Origin of the sequence: Bordetella genomosp. 11 (assembly GCF_002261215.1) — a bacterium.
Taxonomy (GTDB): Bacteria; Pseudomonadota; Gammaproteobacteria; order Burkholderiales; family Burkholderiaceae_B; genus Bordetella_C.
Genome location: NZ_NEVS01000004.1, coordinates 1,974,220 through 1,992,806 on the forward strand (window position 1 = coordinate 1,974,220; position 18,587 = coordinate 1,992,806).

15 protein-coding genes are annotated in these 18,587 nt (G+C 66.5%); 5 read left to right on the plus strand and 10 right to left on the minus strand.

Annotated features, from left to right (window positions below; genetic code table 11):
• Positions 1-123 precede the first annotated feature (123 nt).
• The 7 genes from CAL28_RS16485 to mltG form a co-directional block, all read right to left on the minus strand.
• Positions 124-3,747, minus strand: coding sequence for a hydantoinase B/oxoprolinase family protein (locus CAL28_RS16485; protein WP_094842380.1), 3,624 nt, complete (start codon positions 3,745-3,747; stop codon positions 124-126).
• A gap of 59 nt (positions 3,748-3,806) precedes the next feature.
• A complete protein-coding gene (locus tag CAL28_RS16490; protein WP_094842381.1) occupies positions 3,807-4,328 on the minus strand; it encodes a winged helix DNA-binding protein in 522 nt (173 codons plus the stop codon).
• A gap of 275 nt (positions 4,329-4,603) precedes the next feature.
• Positions 4,604-5,482 (minus strand): ankyrin repeat domain-containing protein, encoded by an 879-nt coding sequence (locus CAL28_RS30220; protein ID WP_440588436.1) that lies wholly within the window; start codon positions 5,480-5,482, stop codon positions 4,604-4,606.
• Between the two features lie 237 nt (positions 5,483-5,719).
• A complete protein-coding gene (locus CAL28_RS16500) occupies positions 5,720-6,490 on the minus strand; it encodes a TatD family hydrolase (protein WP_094842383.1) in 771 nt (256 codons plus the stop codon).
• A gap of 111 nt (positions 6,491-6,601) precedes the next feature.
• Positions 6,602-7,666, minus strand: coding sequence for a DNA polymerase III subunit delta' (gene holB / locus CAL28_RS16505; protein WP_094842384.1), 1,065 nt, complete (start codon positions 7,664-7,666; stop codon positions 6,602-6,604).
• Positions 7,663-8,289, minus strand: a complete 627-nt coding sequence (gene tmk / locus CAL28_RS16510) for a dTMP kinase (RefSeq protein ID WP_094842385.1) — start codon at positions 8,287-8,289, stop codon at positions 7,663-7,665. Before tmk ends, holB begins: the two co-directional genes overlap by 4 nt.
• Positions 8,286-9,308, minus strand: a complete 1,023-nt coding sequence (mltG, locus tag CAL28_RS16515; protein ID WP_094842386.1) for an endolytic transglycosylase MltG — start codon at positions 9,306-9,308, stop codon at positions 8,286-8,288. The genes tmk and mltG overlap by 4 nt, the downstream gene beginning before the upstream one ends.
• Before the next feature lie 165 nt (positions 9,309-9,473).
• Between mltG and ygfZ the strand changes: the two genes are divergently transcribed.
• Positions 9,474-10,469: a CAF17-like 4Fe-4S cluster assembly/insertion protein YgfZ gene (ygfZ, locus tag CAL28_RS16520; RefSeq protein ID WP_094842387.1), complete on the plus strand. Its 996-nt coding sequence runs from the start codon at positions 9,474-9,476 to the stop codon at positions 10,467-10,469.
• Between the two features lie 16 nt (positions 10,470-10,485).
• Here the strand turns inward: ygfZ and proC are convergent, their stop codons facing one another.
• Positions 10,486-11,322, minus strand: coding sequence for a pyrroline-5-carboxylate reductase (gene proC, locus CAL28_RS16525; protein WP_094842388.1), 837 nt, complete (start codon positions 11,320-11,322; stop codon positions 10,486-10,488).
• A 237-nt stretch (positions 11,323-11,559) separates the two neighbouring features.
• On the opposite strand from proC, the gene ugpB reads away from it, so the two are divergent.
• From ugpB to CAL28_RS16545, 4 genes are all read left to right on the plus strand, one after another.
• A complete protein-coding gene (ugpB, locus tag CAL28_RS16530; RefSeq protein ID WP_094842389.1) occupies positions 11,560-12,873 on the plus strand; it encodes a sn-glycerol-3-phosphate ABC transporter substrate-binding protein UgpB in 1,314 nt (437 codons plus the stop codon).
• 168 nt (positions 12,874-13,041) lie between these two features.
• On the plus strand, positions 13,042-13,923 hold the full coding sequence (gene ugpA / locus CAL28_RS16535) for a sn-glycerol-3-phosphate ABC transporter permease UgpA (protein WP_094844672.1): 882 nt from the start codon (positions 13,042-13,044) through the stop codon (positions 13,921-13,923).
• 12 nt (positions 13,924-13,935) lie between these two features.
• On the plus strand, positions 13,936-14,787 hold the full coding sequence (ugpE, locus tag CAL28_RS16540; RefSeq protein ID WP_094842390.1) for a sn-glycerol-3-phosphate ABC transporter permease UgpE: 852 nt from the start codon (positions 13,936-13,938) through the stop codon (positions 14,785-14,787).
• A gap of 28 nt (positions 14,788-14,815) precedes the next feature.
• Positions 14,816-15,904 (plus strand): sn-glycerol-3-phosphate import ATP-binding protein UgpC, encoded by a 1,089-nt coding sequence (locus CAL28_RS16545; RefSeq protein WP_094842391.1) that lies wholly within the window; start codon positions 14,816-14,818, stop codon positions 15,902-15,904.
• Between the two features lie 97 nt (positions 15,905-16,001).
• Here CAL28_RS16545 and kefC read toward each other — a convergent pair whose 3' ends face one another.
• The gene (gene kefC / locus CAL28_RS16550) at positions 16,002-17,849 is read right to left on the minus strand and encodes a glutathione-regulated potassium-efflux system protein KefC (RefSeq protein ID WP_094842392.1); all 1,848 of its coding nucleotides are present in this window, start codon (positions 17,847-17,849) and stop codon (positions 16,002-16,004) included.
• A complete protein-coding gene (gene kefF, locus CAL28_RS16555; RefSeq protein ID WP_094844673.1) occupies positions 17,842-18,420 on the minus strand; it encodes a glutathione-regulated potassium-efflux system oxidoreductase KefF in 579 nt (192 codons plus the stop codon). Before kefF ends, kefC begins: the two co-directional genes overlap by 8 nt.
• Positions 18,421-18,587 lie beyond the last annotated feature (167 nt).

The following is an 18,587-nucleotide window of genomic DNA, read 5'->3' on the forward strand; positions in this document are numbered from 1 at the left end:
CCTTTGTTGAGCGGCGCCCGGGATACGGGCTGCGAGGCGTGCCGCGGGTAGGCGGCACGCCGAAGGGATGGATGTTAACGCAGCCGATTGCGGCTGTATCCCCTCAAAGGCAGTCCGGCACCGTTAAATTTCTCCGAAACCTCCTCCGCCCGGCGTCTCGACGACGAAGACATCTCCGGCTTGCAAGTCGGTGCTGTCCTGCGGGCCCAGGGGCTGGATGCGCCCATCGGCTCGTTCCACGTAGTTGCGCCCCATTTGCCCCGGCTGGCCTCCCTGAAGGCCGAATGGCGCGTAGCGGCGGTTGTTCGACAGGATCGCCGCAGTCATGGGCTCCAGGAAGCGCAGCTTGCGGATGCCGCCGTCGCCGCCGCGATAGCGTCCCTTGCCGCCGGATCCATGACGGATTTCGTAGGATTCCAGGCGCACCGGGAAGCGCAGCTCCAGGACTTCCGGGTCGGTCAGGCGCGAGTTCGTCATATGGGCCTGCACCACGGACTGGCCGTCGAAACCGTGCCGGGTATCCGTGGGGTCGTCGATGCGCGCGGGCCCTGCCCCGGTACCGCCGGAAATGGTCTCGTAGTACTGGTAGCGCGCATTGCCGAACGTCAGGTTGTTCATGGTGCCCTGGCTGGCGGCCAGCACGCCCAGCGCGCCATACAGCGCGTTGACGATGCACATGGAGGTCTCGACGTTGCCGGCAACGACCGACGCGGGCGGGTTGGGACGCAGCATGGAGCCCGCGGGAACGATGATCTCCAGGGGCTTCAGGCCGCCGGCGTTCAAGGGGATCTCGTCGTCCACCAGCGTGCGGAAGACGTACAGGACCGCCGCGACGGCGATCGCTCCCGGCGCGTTGAAATTATTGTCCAGCTGCGGCGAGGTGCCGGTGAAATCCACCACGGCGCTGCGCGCCGACTGGTCCACCCGCACGGCCACGCGTATCACGGCCCCGTTATCCAGCGGGTATTCGTAGCTGCCGTCCTTCAGCACCGAAATCACGCGGCGCACGGCCTCCTCGGCGTTATCCTGCACGTGGCCCATATAGGCGCGCACCACATCCAGGCCGAAGTGGTCGCACATGCGCAGCAATTCCTGCACGCCTTTCTCGTTGGCGGCAATCTGCGCCCGCATGTCGGCGATATTCTGGTCCGGGTTGCGGGCCGGCCATTTGCCGGAGCCAAGGATGTCGCGCGCTTCCTTTTCGCGGAACTCGCCGTCCCGTACCAGTTGAAAGTTCGTGAAAAGAACGCCCTCGTCTTCCACGGTACGCGAATCGGGCGGCATCGAGCCTGGCGTGGTGCCGCCGATGTCGGCATGGTGGCCGCGCGAGCCCACGTAGAACAGGATGTCGCGGCCGGCACCGTCGAAGACCGGCGTGATGACGGTCACGTCGGGCAGATGGGTGCCGCCATGGTAGGGATCGTTGACGACGTAGGCATCGCCGGGTTTCATGCGCCCCGCGTTGGCCTGCATCACGGTGCGGATGGATTCCCCCATGGACCCCAGGTGCACGGGCATATGGGGCGCATTGGCGATCAGGTTGCCCTGGTCGTCGAAGATGGCGCACGAAAAGTCCAGGCGCTCCTTGATGTTGACCGAATAGGCGGTATTCTGCAGCCGATAGCCCATCTGCTCGGCGATGGACATGAAGAGGTTGTTGAATACTTCCAGCATGACCGGATCGGCCTGCGTGCCGACGGCGCGCCGCTGCGGCCTGGCCTGCACCCGGCGCAGCACGAGATGGTCGCGCGGCGTCAGTTCGGCCCGCCAGCCGGGCTCCACCACGGTGGTCTGGTTCTTTTCCGAGATGATGGCCGGGCCATCCACCAGGTCGCCGGGGGTCATGTCGTCGCGCACGTAGAGCGGTGTCTCGCGCCAGGCGCCGCCGCTGTACATGCGCACGCCGCGCCGCGCCGCCAGCGGTCCCGTCCGGCGCGCCGGTACCGGCGCCTCGGTCACGGGCTCGCCGCCGCCGGTCGCCTCTACCGAGATCGTTTCCACGACCAGCTCGCGCCCCGGCATCAAAAAGGAATAGCGCTGGCGGTACGCCGCTTCGAAGTCGGCCCGCGCCTGAGCGGACGGGCCGAAAGAGACTTCCAGGGCGGTATCGGTGCCGCGATATTTCAGATGCAGGCGGCGCTGTACCGTGATCGCCTCCGGCGCGACGTGCTGCCGCCGCAGTTCGGCGACGGCATCGCCCGCGAGGGCATCGAGTTCCTGCCCGAGCTCGGCCACCAAGGCCTCGTCCAGGACCTTTTCCACGGTTTTCTGCCGCATCTCGGTCTGGTCGGCCAGGCCCATGCCATAGGCCGACAACACCCCCGCCAGGGGATGGGCGAATACCGTCGTCATGCCAAGGGCGTCCGCCACCAGGCAGGCGTGCTGGCCGCCGGCCCCGCCGAACACCGTCAGGGCGTACTCGGTCACGTCATGGCCGCGCTGCACGGAAATGCGCTTGATGGCCTCGGCCATGTTGCCCACCGCGATTTCCAGGAAACCTTCGGCCAGTTGCTCCGGCGTCATATCGCGGCCGGTCTCGGCCTTCACGCGGGCGGCCATCTCGATGAACCCCTGTTCGGCGGCCGCGCGGTCCAGCGGCTGATCCGCATGGGGGCCGAACACGCGGGGGAAGAAGTCCGGCTGAATCTTGCCGAGCAGCACATTGCAGTCCGTGACCGCCAAGGGGCCTCCGCGCCGATAGCAGGCCGGCCCCGGATTGGCACCGGCGGAATCCGGCCCGACACGCAGCCGCGCGCCGTCGAAATGCAGGATGGACCCGCCGCCGGCGGCGACGGTATGAATGCTCATCATCGGCGCGCGCATGCGCACGCCGGCCACCTGGGTCTCGAATTCGCGTTCGAATTCACCCGCGTAGTGCGATACGTCGGTGGAAGTCCCGCCCATGTCGAAGCCGATGACCTGGCGGAAACCCGCGAGCTCGCTGGTGCGCACCATACCGACGATGCCGCCGGCCGGCCCGGACAGGATGGCGTCCTTGCCACGGAAGCGATGCGCGTCGGTCAGGCCGCCGCTGGACTGCATGAACATCAGGCGGATACCGGGCAGTTCGCTGGCGACCTGCTCCACATAGCGCATCAGGATGGGCGACAGGTAGGCATCGACCACCGTGGTATCGCCGCGCGATACGTACTTGATCAGCGGACTGACCTCATGCGAGACGGAAACCTGGGTGAACCCCACTTCGCGCGCCAGCATGGCGGCCCGCTGTTCATGCCGCGGCTCGCGCCAGGCATGCATGAAGACGATGGCGACGGCACGCACGCCCTGATCGTAGCTGGCCTGCAAATCGCTGCGCAGCGCGGCCTCGTCCAGCGCCGTAACGACCGCGCCATCCGCGCCGATGCGTTCTGCGGCTTCGATAACGCCGTCGTACAGCATTTCGGGCAGGACGACGTTACGGTCGAACAGCCGGGGACGGTTCTGGTAGGCGATGCGCAGGCCATCGCGGAAGCCGCGCGTGGTCACCAGCACCGTGCGTTCGCCCTTGCGCTCCAGCAGCGCATTGGTGGCCACGGTGGTGCCCATCTTGACGCAGTCCACCTGGTCGGCGGGCACCGGCTGGCCCGGCGCCAGGCCGAGCAGCTTGCGGATGCCGGCGACGGCCGCGTCGCGGTACTGCTCGGGATTCTCGGAAAGCATCTTGATGGTGGTGGTGGTCCCGTCGGGACGACGGCCCACGATGTCCGTGAACGTGCCGCCACGGTCGACCCAAAATTGCCACTTCATAGCGATTCCCATACTGTTTCGGAAGAAAGACAAGAACCAGGGCCCGGCCCTGGCTGATCCTAGAGCGACGTGGCCGCGCGGGCGGCCTGGTCATAAACGCCGGACAGGCCGCGCAGCAGATTGGCCAGGTCCTGTGAAAACTCCAATCCGCTGCTGGCCGCAGGCAGGCCGTCGATCAGGCAGCGTTCGCGCACCTCGACATAGCGGGCGATAACGTCGCTGCCCTTGGGCGTGACGGAGTAAACGACCTCTTTGCCGTTACGCTGCCCCTGCACCACGCCCAGACGCTCCAGCTTTTTCAGCGAATAGTTGACGATGTGCGTGTCCTCGATATTCAGCGTGAAGCAGATGTCGGCCAGCTTCTTGCCGCGCTGCCGGTGATACACGTGATGCAGGACGATCACGTCGATGGAAGTCAGGTCCGGCAGGCCGGCGGCCGCCATGCAGCGCACGATCCAGCGGTTGAACGCATGTCCGGCAATCATCAGGCCGAACTCCACCGAGGAAAGATCCGGCGCGCGATCGGACACCAGGTGCGAAGAAGCCGCAATCGGCGGCTTGGGGTCGTGTGAAACGCTCATAGCGAAGCCCGGGAGGTGGATGGGGAACATCGCACGGCGGCCGGCCGTACGGACGCGGCGCCGGCAAGCAGCATTGGCCGGTTCACGCCCGCATGCGGACTCCACCATGCGCTGACGGCCGAATAATAATGTTTCGTTGATAAATTATCAACGAAATATCAATCAAATCGGGTTCACCCCAGGTCGCGCGGCCCAGGAGCGCTCCGGGGCCCTGCCCAGGACGCCGCAAGGGGAGGCGCGCGCCGATATGGCGACTGCGCGCCCACAGAGAGAACTCAGCGCGCGGGGGCTCCCCCGTTCGGATCGAGCTGCACGCCCTCTACCCCCTTGAGCGTGGACCCCGCCCCACCTCCGCTGCCCGCCTGGGCCGGCGCCGCGGGCGGTGCGGTCGAAGGAACGGCGGGAGATGCGTCGCCCGCAGCGGGCGCGGGAGACGGCGAAGATGGCGGACGCGCGGCCCCCGCGGCGCCGCCGCGCGCCATGCCGCGCAATTGCGCCTCTCGTTCGTTGGCGGCCTGCCTAAGCTCGTCGGCCAATTCCTGGTGCTTGGCCGACGCGGCCCATGCGGCGGCATCCAGGCCCTGGAGATTGCGGTTGGTCGCGTCCGCACCGGCCTTGAGCAGCAGCTCGACCATTTCGCGGCTACCCGACAGGCCGGCCATCATCAGCGGCGTAGTGCCGTCCGGGCCGGGCGCGTTGACGATGGCGTCCTGCGCCATCAGCAGCTTGGCGACATCGATCTGCGCCTTGGATGCCGCATAGTGCAGCGGCGTCCATCCCAGTCGGTTGACGTGGGCGCCGCGCGCGATCAGGGCTCGCGCCCGCTGCGTTTGGCCCTGGATCGCCAGATACATGAGCGGGGTTTCGTCATGGTCATTGGCGGCGTTGACGTCCGTGCGGCGATCGGCAGCGAGTACGTCGTAGACATGCCAGGCGCCATCCCGTATGGCCTGCATGATGGCGGGTTGCCCCTTGATGCGCGTATTCGGGTCCCAGCCCTGGGCCAGCAGCGCGCGTATATCGTCGGCGCGATCGTTGGCGACGATGACGGGCGCATTGGCGGGATCTTCCGCGCGCGACTGGCCTGGCATGGCGATGGCGACCAGCGCGGCCGTTCCCAGGGTGGCAAGGTAGCGCGATCGCGTCGAGTAAATATCTTTCATATCAGTCCCTTATACTTGAAAGTGAAGGGGATTTCTGAAGAATGGACAGCGCAGTCCGCCTCCAAGCGATCCCCAAGCAAGGGACACGCCGGCGCGATCACCCCCACAAGAAACCGCGCGAGGGGCGACGCCTGCACGGCTGGCCCCGGCGAGACTGGGAGGTCCCGTCCAGGTGCGGCGGCGGGTACCCTCGATTCCCCGGCCCCATCGTTTAAAGTGAATTCTTTATTACCGCTCTATCTTACTGAATAAATTGAAGAAATTTTCTGTCGAAGCGGCCGCGATATCGCTGGCGGGCAGGCCTTTCAGATCCGCGATTTTCTCTGCGACGTGGATTACCTTGGAGGGATCGTTCAGCTTTCCGCGATATGGCACCGGCGCCAGATAAGGCGAGTCGGTCTCGATCAACAGCCTGTCCAGCGGCATGCGGGTAGCGACGTCGTGCAGCACCGTGGCGTTCTTGAAAGTCACGATACCCGAAAGCGATATATGGAAATTCAGGTCCATGGCCGCCTGCGCCACCTCCCAGGACTCGGTGAAGCAGTGCATGACGCCGCCGACTTCCTCCGCCCTTTCCTCGCGCATGATCCGCAGCGTGTCCTCGGCGGACGAACGCGTATGGATGATCAACGGCAGCCCCGCGTCGCGCGCGGCCCGGATATGTACGCGAAAGCGGTCGCGCTGCCAGTCCAGCGGCTCGCTCAGCCGGTAATAGTCCAGCCCCGTCTCGCCGATGGCGACCACTTTGGGGTCGGCGGCCAGCGCGACCAGCTCTTCGGACGAAGGATCGTGCGTGTCCTCGTAGTCCGGATGCACGCCCACCGAAGCCCACAGGTTGCGGTGCGGCTTGACCAGCGCCATCAGCCCGGGCCAGTCCGGCATGGCGACACTGACCACCAGGGCGTGCGTGACCCGGTTCGCCGCCATGCGCTCCAGGATGTCCGGCAGGTTTTCCGCCAGTTCGGGAAAATTCAAATGACAGTGGGAATCTACGTACATAGCGATATCAGTAGTCCATGGCGCTTGACGGCCCCTCGCGCCGGGAAAACCGCCGTGGCCACACCGGGGATGCCGTGGATCGGACGCCGCCGGTGCGTCGGCGGGTATGTTTCATTGGCAAGATAGCACCACGCGCTGCAGCGCGGCATGGGCGAACAATTTGGCATTCAACGGGTGCCCGGCCAAGGCGCGCTGGCGCGTCAGCCAGCGCGCGCCCTCGGCCATCTTCGCCGCGTCCGCCCGCGCCGCGGTTCGCGCCACGGCGGATGCCAGGGCCGGGAAATAACGCGATGGCGCGCCGACGCCGGCCAGCATCAGGTCCACGTAGAAGCGCTGCAGCGCGTCGATCCATTCGACGGCGGGCAGCTTGTCCAACAGATCGGCCAGCGCCCCCACATCGGGGGACCGCCCTTGCGCCAGCGGCCCGGCCAGTTGTTCCAGCCAGGGCGGGCACGCGCTTTCCCCGGTTTGCGCCAGGCGCAGCGCCCCCAAAGGCGCGCCGCCCGCCGCGGCCAGCCACGCCGGGGCATCGCCGATATCCTGCGATTCCAGCCACTGCAAGGCCACCTGCCGCGATGGCGTCGCCAGGGGCAGGCGCCGGCAGCGCGATAGCAGCGTGGGCAGCAGGCGGTCCGGCGCATCGGCCACCAGCAGGAAGACGGTGTGCTCGGGCGGTTCCTCCAGCACCTTCAGCAAGGCGTTGGCGGAAATCACGTTCAGGGCCTGGGCCGGATACAGCAGCGCCACCCGCCAGCCCCCGCGATGCGTCGCGGTATTGAACCAGGACTCCAGCGCCCGGATCTGATCGACCCGGATGTCCTTGGACGGCGCGCGCTTGCTGCCCGCCCCGCCCGTCGTTGCGCCGGACGCGGCCTCCGCGTCGTCCGATTCCGCCGCGGCCTCGGCCCCCTCTTCCAGCGCGATGGCCTCGGGCCGGATGCGCCGCAGGTCGGGATGGTTGCCGCTGGCAACCCAGGTACACGCCGCGCATTCGCCACATGCCAGCCCTTCCCGGGGAGACTCGCATAACAGGCTGGCGGCCGCCGCCGACGCGAACTGCAGCTTGCCGATACCGGCCAGCCCGTGGATCAGCCAGGCATGGGCGAAACGGTCCCGCTGCGCCAGCCAGGCACGAGCGGTGTCGGTCTGCCAGGGAAGGAAGCGCGCCACGCTCATCGCGATGCGTCCACCAGCGCCTGGATATCGGTTGCAAGCTGCGCGCGTATCGCCGGGATATCGCGGCCGCCGTCGACGATGCGAAAGCGCGACGGATATGCCCTGGCCCGCGCCAGATAGGCATCGCGGGTGCGCTGGAAGAAAGCCGCGCCCTCGCTCTCGAAGCGATCCGGCGCCCGGGCATCCGCCAGCCGCGCGCGGGCGACTTCCAGCGGCACGTCGAACAGCCAGGTGCGGTCCGGCTGCAAGCCGGGATGCACCCATTGTTCCAGGACGGCCACGCGCTCGGCACCCAGCTGGCGGCCGCCGCCCTGATAGGCATAAGTGGCGTCGGTGAAGCGGTCGCACACCACCCAGTCGCCCCGCGCGAGGGCGGGTTCGATCACCTGGCGCACGTGCTCGCAGCGCGCCGCGAACATCAGCAGGGTTTCCGTATCCAGGCCCATGGCCTCGTGCAGCACCAGATCGCGCAGCCGCTCGCCCAATGCGGTACCGCCGGGTTCGCGGGTCGTGACCACACGCACGCCATGGCCGCGCAGCGTTTCCGCGAGCCAGTCCGTGTGCGTGCTCTTGCCCGCGCCGTCCACGCCTTCCAGGGTGATGAACTTGCCGCGTAGCGTCATGGCGCGCGATCCTTGCCTAGTATGTAGCGCGATACGTTGCGATTGTGGTCGGACAGCGTCGCGGAAAACTCGCTGGTGCCGTTGCCCCGCGAGACGAAATACAGGTAATTGTGATGCGCCGGCCGCACGGCAGCCAGCAACGCGGCGCGTCCGGGACTGGCGATCGGAGTGGGCGGCAGGCCGGGACGGGTATAGGTATTCCACGGGGTGTCGGTCTGCAGGTCGCGGCGGCGGATACGGCCCTGGTAAGTGTCGCCCATGCCATAGATCACGGTGGGATCGGTCTGCAACGGCATGCCATCGCGCAGCCGGTTGATGAACACGCCGGCCACCCGGGTACGGTCCGCCGTGTCGCCGGTTTCCTTTTCGATGATGGACGCCAGGATAAGCGCCTGGTACGGCGTGGCGATCGGCAGGTCCGGGTCCCGTTCGGCCCAGATGCGGGCAAGGACCCGCTGCCCTTCCTGGTACGCGCGGCGCAAGAGGTCGAAATCCGTGCTGCCGGGCGTGAAAACATAGGTATCGGGAAAAATCAGCCCTTCCATGCTGGTCGCGTCCGAGCCCAGCCGGCGCAGGAGTTCCGCGTCGTCGATGTCGCCCAGTGTCTGCTTCACATCGGGGTTCTCGCGCAAGGCCTGGCGGATCTGCTTGAAAGTCCAGCCCTCGACGAAGGTGATCTGGCGCTGGGTCATATCGCCGCGAGCCAGGCGCTCCAATAGGCGCCAGGGGGTGTCGCCCTGGATGGCCTGGTAGCCGCCGGCCTTGATGAGCTTGTCCCGCTCGCTCAGGCGCGCCATCCAGACGAAGCCGTCTTCCCACAAGGGCACGCCGGCGGCGTTCAGGACCCGCGCGACGGCGCGCGGACTGCTGCCGGGATCGACGACGAAGTCGATGCGTTCCGCCGGCAGGCGCAGCGTATGGTGCATCCAGTACCAGCCGGCGGCGCAGGCCGCGGCCGCGGCCAGCACGAGGACGAGCAGGAAGGCAAGAAAGAAAGTTAAGGCGGAGCGCTTCTTCATGAGATTCAGCAGTTTAAAGGATTGGCGTCCGCCGCACCGGCGCGGGTGCCGGCCGTTGCGCCTATTCCCCGCGGCCTGCAGGGGCTGGGGCGGGCGGCCGCGGCGCCGGCGGTATCATCGGTGCTTTGGCATTTCGCATGGCCCTCGTGGCCTGCCCTGACATCAATGACTGACCTGCCTGTCGCTTCCTCCTCCCTTCCCCAGCCGCGCGCGCATCGCGCCGACCTGCCGACGCTGCAATGGATTTCGGCCGGCGGTGCCGACGCCATCGAGTTCCTGCACGGCCAGCTGACGCAGGATGTGCAAGCCCTGGCCGCCGATAACGCCGCCCTGGCCGGCTACTGCACCGCCAAGGGACGCTTGCTGGCCACCCTCGTCATGTGGCGCGCTGCCCCCGATGCCGCCGCTGCCGCCGACGCGCCGCGCCTGCACGCCCTGGTCCGCGCCGACGTCGCGGACGCCCTGCTCAAGCGGCTGCGCATGTTCGTCCTGCGGGCCAAGGTGACGCTCTCGAGCACGGCAGGGCACGTATCGGGCGTGTGGACGGATGCGGACCCGGCCGCGCTGGAGACGGCCGCGGGCGGCGCGCTGCCGCGCCAGGCATGGCGCCGCGCCGAATTGCCCAGCGGGACCTGGATCGCCGCGCCGTCGGCGCAGGGACAGCGCTGGTGGTGGATTGCCTCGCCGGCGCAATGGGAGGCCGCGACGGGGTTGCGCGCGGCGCTGGAGTCCGGCGATCCGCGGATCTGGCAGGCGGGCGACCTGGCCGCCGGTATCCCGTGGGTAGGCGCGGCCACGCAGGACCTGTTCATTCCGCAGACGGTCAACCTGGACCTGGCGGGTGGGGTCAGCTTCACCAAAGGCTGCTATCCCGGCCAGGAGGTGGTCGCGCGCAGCCATTACCGCGGAACCGTCAAGCGCCGCATGGCTTACGGCATCGTGCCCGGACAGGATGCTTCGGCCATCGCGGCCGGCGCGGATATTTACGATGCCACGCAACCCAACGAGCCCTGCGGGCGCGTGGTGGATGCAGCCGGCGTGCCGGATGCGGCCATCCTGTTCGAAACCAGCCTTGCCGCGCTGGCGACGGGCAATCTGCGGCTGGGCAGTACCGACGGCCCCGCGATACGCCCGCAGCCCTTGCCCTACGCGCTGGAGTAAGCGCCGGACGCGTTCCTCAGGCCTTGCCGAACTCTTCGGCCAGTTCCCGCGAGCGCTGCGCAGCGGCCTGCATCGCGCGGGAGACCAAGCCCATGAAATCGCCTTCCTCGAACACGCCCAGGGCGGCGGCGGTGGTACCGCCCCTGGAGGTCACGCGCTCGCGCAGGACGGCCGGCGGGTCTTCGGATTCTTGCGCCAGGCGCACGGCGCCGGACAACGTGCCCAAGGCCAGCTCGCGCGCCTGCGCGGCATCCAGGCCGACGCTCTGCCCGCCCTCGATCAGTGCCTCGATGAAGCGGAAGACATAGGCGGGCCCGCTACCGGACAAGGCGGTGACGGCGTCGATGGCCGCATCGTCCTTCACCCATACCACCTTGCCCACCGACCGCAGCATGGATTCGGCCAGTTGGCGTTCTTCGGCGGTAACGCCGGACAGCGCCAGGATGCCCGTCATGCCCTCGCCGACCAGGGCCGGCGTATTGGGCATGCATCGCACCAGCTTGGGCCAGGGCGCGCCGCCCTCGCCCAGCCAGCCCGCCAGCACATCGCCGCGGATACCGGCCGCCACGCTGATCACCAGGGTGCCCTCGCGCAGCCAGGGGCGCGAGGCGGCCACGGCGTCGCGCATGAATTGCGGTTTGACGGCATAGAACCAGACATTGCACCGTGCCAGCCGTTCGTCCGGCGCCGTGGCCGCCGTGGCGCCGCGTTCGATCCAGGCCGTATGGGCGGCGGTATTGATGTCGATGGCGTGGAAGTTTTCCGGGGGGCAAATCTTGCCGGCCATGCCGGCGCCCAGGGCGGAAGCCATATTTCCGCCGCCGATGAATGCGATATGCAGGTTTTTATCCATGGAGCAGGATTGTAAACACCGCCCGCCTGCCTTGGGCATCCTCGGGCTGGGAGGCGGAGTGCAGCCAGGGCGCGTCACGTTCCATTGAATCACCCCGCTCGGCGTAGGAGAAGTCCTATTTGACAGTGAGGGAGCACGGTGTAACAGTCACGAATTCGTCACAAACAATTCATATGGTGTCGGGCTGTCTGCCCCCTACCCGGGGCAAGAGCCATCGCTACCCACGGAGGAATATCCATGCGATCCCATCGCCTCGCGCTCGTCGCGGCGTCTCTGCTTACCGCTTTCGCCGCCACATCGGCGCATGCGGCCACCGACATTCAGTTCTGGCACTCCATGGAAGGCGCGCTCGGCGACCGCGTCAACGAAATCGTCAACGACTTCAACAAGAAGAACCCCGATTACCAGGTCAAGGCCGTCTACAAGGGCAACTACGGCGAATCGATGAACGCCGGCATCGCGGCGTTTCGCGCCGGCAATGCGCCGGATATCCTCCAGGTATTCGAAGTTGGCACCGCGACCATGATGTACGCCAAGGGCGCCATCAAGCCGGTGCAGCAGATGTCCGAGGAAGCCGGCGACCCGATCAACCCCAAGGATTTCATCGGCGCGGTGGCGGGCTATTATTCGTCGCCGGACGGCAAGCTCGTTTCCATGCCGTTCAACAGTTCGACCGTGGTGTTCTACTACAACAAGGACGCCTTCCAGAAAGCCGGGCTGGATCCTGAAAAGCCGCCCAAGACGTGGGAAGAACTCGCCGCCGACACCAAGAAGCTGAAGGCCGCCGGCGTGGAATGCGGCTATACCACCTCCTGGCCGTCCTGGGTGCAGCTGGAGACCTTCTCGGCCTGGCATAACGTGCCCTACGCCACCAAGGACAACGGTTTCGGCGGACTGGATGCGCGCCTGGCGATCGATTCGCCGCTGCACGTACGGCACCTGAAGTTCCTGGCCGGGCTGGCCAAGGACGGCGAGTTCATGTACGGCGGACGGGGCGACGATCCCAATGCCCTGTTCATCTCGGGCAAGTGCGCGATGATCACCGGCTCCAGCGGCCTGCGCGCCAACATCATCAAAAACGCCCAGTTCAAGTTCGGCACGTCCACCCTGCCGTATTACGCGGACGTCAAGGGCGCCCCGCAGAACACCATCATCGGCGGCGCGTCGCTGTGGGTGTTCGCCAACAAGAAGCCCGAGGTATACAAGGGCATCACGAAGTTCTTCAAGTATCTGTCCAGCCCGGAAGTGGCGGCCAAGTGGCACCAGCAGACCGGCTACGTGCCCGTCACCAAGGCGGCATACGAGCTGACGCAGAAACAGGGCTTCTATGACCAGAACCCGGGAACCGACGTCGGCGTGAAGCAGTTGAACGTCGAAACGACCGCGCAATCGCGCGGCGTGCGCCTGGGCTACCTGCCGCAAATCCGCGAAATCGAGGACGCCACGATCGAACAGATCGTTTCCGGCAAAGTCGATGCGCAAGCCGGCCTGAAGGACGCCGTCAAGCGCGGCAACGACCTGCTCGAGAAATTCGAAAAAAGTGTAAAGTAGCGGCCGCTTTCGGGCCCGGGCAGGGCCAGGTCGCGCCCATAACGCGATCTGGCCCTGCCTGAACATGGCGAGTCCCGCCGGGCGATGCGTCGGGGAATTGTCCCCACCCGAAATGTTTCACGTTTTTTATGCGTCCGCGGCAATCCCGCGCCGCAATAGATGGCATCCATGGAAAAACGCGTCGTTTTCGGCCACAAGCTCCTTCCCTATCTGCTGCTGCTGCCACAGCTGGCCATTACGGTCGTCTTCTTCTTTCTGCCGGCCGGGCAGGCGATGTGGCAATCGTTGCACATCGAAGACCCCTTCGGGCTGTCGTCCACCTTCGTCGGCCTGTCGAACTTTGCCGATCTCTTCAGCCAGGCCACCTATATCGATTCGTTCAAGGTGACGGCGGTCTTCTCGATCCTGGTCGCCGTCGTCGGGTTGTCCGTATCGCTGCTGCTGGCCGTCATGGCCGACCGCGTCATCCGCGGTGCCGGGCTTTACAAGACCCTGCTGATCTGGCCCTATGCCGTCGCCCCCGCGGTGGTCGGCGTGCTGTGGCTGTTCCTGTTTTCGCCTTCGGTCGGTATCCTCGCCGTGGCACTGACCCGACTGGGCGTGGCCTGGAATCCGCGCCTGAACGGCACCGAGGCCATGATCCTGGTGCTCATCGCCGCGGTCTGGAAGCAGGTTTCCTATAACTTCCTGTTTTTCCTGGCCGGGCTGCAATCGATCCCGCGCTCGCTCATCGAGGCGGCCGCCATCGACGGCGCCGGGCCCACCCGCCGGTTCTGGACCATCGTGTTCCCGCTGCTGTCGCCCACCACCTTCTTCCTTCTGGTGGTCAACGTCATCTATGCCTTTTTCGATACCTTCGCCGTCATCGACACGACGACCCAGGGCGGCCCCGGCACGTCGACCGCGATCCTGGTCTACAAGGTGTACAGCGACGGCTTCCGGGGGCTGGACCTGGGATCCTCGGCCGCGCAATCGGTAGTGCTCATGGCGATCGTCGTGGTGCTGACCGTCGCCCAATTCCGCTATATCGACCGCAAGGTCCAGTACTGATTCAGAGGCCTTATGGTTGAACGCCGTCCCTGGCTGGATTTCCTGGCCCACGCCATTCTGCTGTGCGGCGTGGCGCTGGTGGCCTTCCCGCTTTACGTCACCTTCGTGGCGTCCACGCAGACCGCGCAGGAAGTGGCCAACGCGCCCATGTCGCTGGTCCCCGGCTCGCACTTCGTCAGCAACTACCTGCAGGCGCTGTTCGCCGGCTCCGGCGGCGGCTCCAGCGGCGCGCCGGTCGGCCGCATGCTGTGGGTCAGCCTGGTGATGGCGCTGACCATCTCCATCGGCAAGATCATCATCTCGCTGCTGTCCGCTTTCGCGGTGGTGTACTTCCGCTTCCGCGGCCGCATGTTTTTCTTCTGGATGATCTTCGTCACGCTGATGCTGCCGGTGGAGGTCCGCATCGCGCCGACCTACAAGGTCGTCGCCGACCTGGGCCTGCTGAACAGCTATGCCGGCCTGACGCTGCCGCTGATCGCATCGGCCACCGCCACGTTCCTGTTCCGCCAGTTCTTCCTGACCGTACCGGACGAACTCGTGGAAGCGGCACGCATCGACGGCGCCGGTCCCATGCGCTTCTTTCGCGACGTGCTGATGCCGCTGTCGCGCACCAGCATCGCCGCCCTCTTCGTCATCCAGTTCATCTATGGCTGGAACCAATACCTGTGGCCTTTGCTGATCACCACACAGGAAGACATGTACCCGATCGTCATCGGGATCAAGCGCATGGTCAGCGGCGGCGACAGCGTCACGGAATGGAATATCACCATGGCTACCGCCATGCTGGCGATGCTGCCCCCTGCCCTGGTCGTCATCTTCATGCAAAAGTGGTTCGTCAAGGGCCTCGTGGACACTGAAAAGTGATCGCCGCCGCAACTCACCGACTCTCCGTATGGCTACCCTGAGCTTTCGCAACGTCAAGAAAACCTACGCCGGCGACATTCCCGTCATCCACGGCATCGACGTCGACATCGCCGATGGCGAATTCGTCGTCATCGTCGGGCCGTCGGGCTGCGGCAAATCCACGCTGATGCGCATGGTGGCCGGGCTGGAAACCGTCACCAGCGGCGAGATCAGGATCGACGACCGGGTCGTGAACGACCTGGAGCCCGCCGAACGGGATATCGCGATGGTGTTCCAGAACTACGCCCTGTATCCGCACATGAGCGTGTTCCAGAACATGGCGTACGGGCTGAAGATCCGCAAGATGTCCAAGGACGAGATCCGCCGCCGCGTCGAAGTGGCCGCGCAGATCCTCGAACTGGGCCACCTGCTGGAACGGCGGCCGCGCCAGCTCTCCGGCGGCCAGCGCCAGCGCGTGGCCATGGGCCGCGCCATCGTGCGCGAGCCCAAGGTGTTCCTGTTCGACGAGCCGCTGTCCAACCTGGATGCCAAGCTGCGCGTGGCGATGCGCCTCGAACTGCTGAAGCTGCACCGCCGCCTGGGCACCACCAGCCTGTACGTGACGCACGACCAGGTCGAGGCAATGACGCTGGCGCACCGGATGATCGTGATGAACAAGGGCGTGCCGGAACAGATCGGCACACCGATGGAAGTCTTCGAGCGTCCGGCGTCGACCTTCGTGGCCGGCTTCATCGGCTCGCCGCCCATGAATCTGATCCCCGTCAATGTGCAGGGCGACGGCACGCTCAAGAGCGCCGCCGGCATCGATCTGGCGATCAAGCCCAACGACGTTCCCACCGTCGTACGCGGTCGCAGCGCGGTGCTGGGACTGCGGCCCGAACATATGGTGCTGAACGCGCCGGGCATGCGGGTGGAAGTCGAGATGGTGGAAACGCTGGGCTCGGAGCAACTGGTGCATGGCCGCTGCGGGGACACCGACCTGGTCGTGCGCTGTACCACGCGCCAACTGCAGGAAGCGACCATCAAGCCCGGCGACCAGATGAACATCGGCCCGGACGGGCGCCATCCCTTGCACTGGTTCGACCCCGACACCGGCAAGCGCATCCAGGGCACCTAGCCCGCCGCGCGGCAAAGGCGCCGCGCGCATGCGGGGCCGGCCGGGATACGCGCCCGCCGGCACGCCCCCGCCAGCCAAAACAGACCCGGTCCGGCCGCTACGCGGCCTTCTCCTGATCCTGCCCTGTTTCCTCTACTGCGGGCTCCCCACCCCAGGGAACGCGGTGCGCTGCCAGCGATAGCTCGCGGTCGCGCGAGATGGATTTTTCCAGGGTGTCCTGCGCGCGCCGCGCCACCGTAATCCGGAAGCCATCGTCTTCGAAGCGCGGCGTGGTTTCCTCCAGCATATCGACGTTGCTGCGCCGGAAGGCATCGGCGACTTCTTTCGCTTCGTATGCACCCATGCCCAAGGCTTCCAGGGCCTTGCGGCCGGCCAGCAGCGAGGATTCGAACAACTCCCGTTCCACCACCTCGATGCCGCGCTTGCGCAGCTGGAAGTAATGAACCGCGTCGCGCGCCCGCGCGACCACGCGCAGATTGGGAAAATCCTGCTGCACAACGTCCACCAGACGCAGGCTGTCCGATACGCTGTCGATGGCGTTCACCAGCACCTCGGCGCGGGCGGCGCCGGCGGTCTCCAGCAGATCCGATCGGGTGGCGTCGCCATAGAACACCTTGGTGCCGAACTTGCGTACCGTGTCGATATTGTCCGGATCGTGGTCCAGGATAACGACCTTCACGCCGTTGGCCAGCAGCAGGCGGCCGGCGATCTGGCCGAAGCGGCCGAACCCGGCGATGATGACCCGGGCGCCGTCGTCCTCGATGGTGTCGTCGGCCCGCGTGCTCTTGGGCTTGCGCCGCTCCAGGGCATCCAGCACGGCCAGGATCACCGGTGTGGCGGCCATCGAAAGCGCCACCACCAGCGTCAGGATACGCGACCAGTCTTCCGGCAACACGTCGGCCATGCGCGCCGTGGAGAACACCACGAAGGCGAATTCGCTACCCTGCCCCAACAAGGCGGCGAACATCAGGCAGCGTCCGCGCTGGGCCCCGAACAGGCGGCCCAATACGAACAATACGGCGAACTTCAGCACCAGGAAGCCGACCAGCACGCCAAGGACCAGCAGCGGGTCCTGCAGCAGCGTGCCGAAGTCTATCGACATGCCGACACCCATGAAGAACAGGCCCAGCAGCAATCCCTTGAACGGCTGGATATCGCTTTCCAGGGCATGCCGGTATTCCGAGCTGGCCAGCAGCACGCCCGCCAGGAAGGCGCCCATGGCCATGGACAGGCCGGCATGCTCCATGAGTTCGCCCACGCCGATGACCAGCAGCAGCGCCACCGCGCTGAAAACCTCGCGCAGCCCCGAACGGGCGACGAAGCGCAGCAGCGGCCGGGCCAGGTAGCGGCCCATGACCACCGCCACGACCAGTGCGCCGACGATTTTGACCGTGGCCAATCCCACGCTGTCGCCGCCTTCCCCCGCCGCGCCGCCGGCCAGCAGCGGAATCATCGCGATCAGCGGAATCGCCGCCAGATCCTGGAACAGCAGCACGGAGAACGAGCGCTCGCCCAGGGTGGTCTGCAGCAGGTTGCGTTCGCCCATCGCCTGCATCGCCACCGCCGTCGAGGACAGGGCCAGCGTCAGGCCGACCAGCGCGGCGATCGGCCAGGCCAGCCCCAGCCAGACCATGAAGGCCGCCAGCACGGCGCCGCACAGGCCGACCTGCAACGCGCCGCCGCCGAAGACCGGTATCCGCATATGCCACAGGCGGCGCGGATCGAGCTCCAGCCCGATCAGGAACAACATCAGGACCACGCCGATCTCGGCGAAGCCCAATATCTGCTCCGGATCCTGGACCAGGCGCAGGCCCCAGGGCCCGATCACGCAACCGGCGATCAGGTAGCCCAGCACCGAACCCATGCGCACACGCATGGCCAGCGGCACGAAGATCACCGCCGCGGCCAGATACACCAGCACTTCCAGCAACATGTTCTTATCCATGGCTGGCCTCCGTCGTCAGGGGACGCGCGGCGTCGGCTGGCTCGGCCTGGCCTATGCCCGCATGGCCGGATAGCAGCTCCCGATAGGCCGCCGCCACCGCCGCCAGCTCCGCCCCGCCCAGCGCCACCGCGCCGTGCACGGCGTAGGGCGCCAGCCAGCGCATGCCGCACAGTTCCGCTGCGCTGCGCAACGGTTGTCCCAACACGCCCAGGTCCGTATCGGCACAGCGCACGAAATCGTCGGCCGCGCCGCCCGTCGTCACGGTCCAGAGCAGCGGTTTGTCGCGCAACGCGGTGGCGTTCGCCCCATAGGCCCAGCCATGTCCCAGTACCTTGTCCATCCACTGCCGGAACAAAGGCGGAGCCCCATACCAGTGCATGGGATGCTGCCAAACGATCAGGCTGGCTTCGGCCAGCGCGGCCTGTTCGGCCGCCACGTCGATATAGAAATCGGGATAAAGGTCGTAGAGCGAGCGCACCTGGACGTCGGGCAGGCCGTCCAATGCCTGCAGCATGGCGCGATTGGTGCGGGAATGCCGCGGATAAGGATGGGCGTATACGATTACGATCATGAAGATGTCCTGCCGAGGCGGCAACGGAGGTTTATCCTTCGCATCTTAGTGATCCGCAGCGCGAGACGCCACCGGCGAATCATGAAACGGAGAAAGCACCGCAGCGCTACGCAAAAAGGGGGTAACGGACCGAGGACGCCTCGGATCCGGCTACGCCGGTCCGCCAG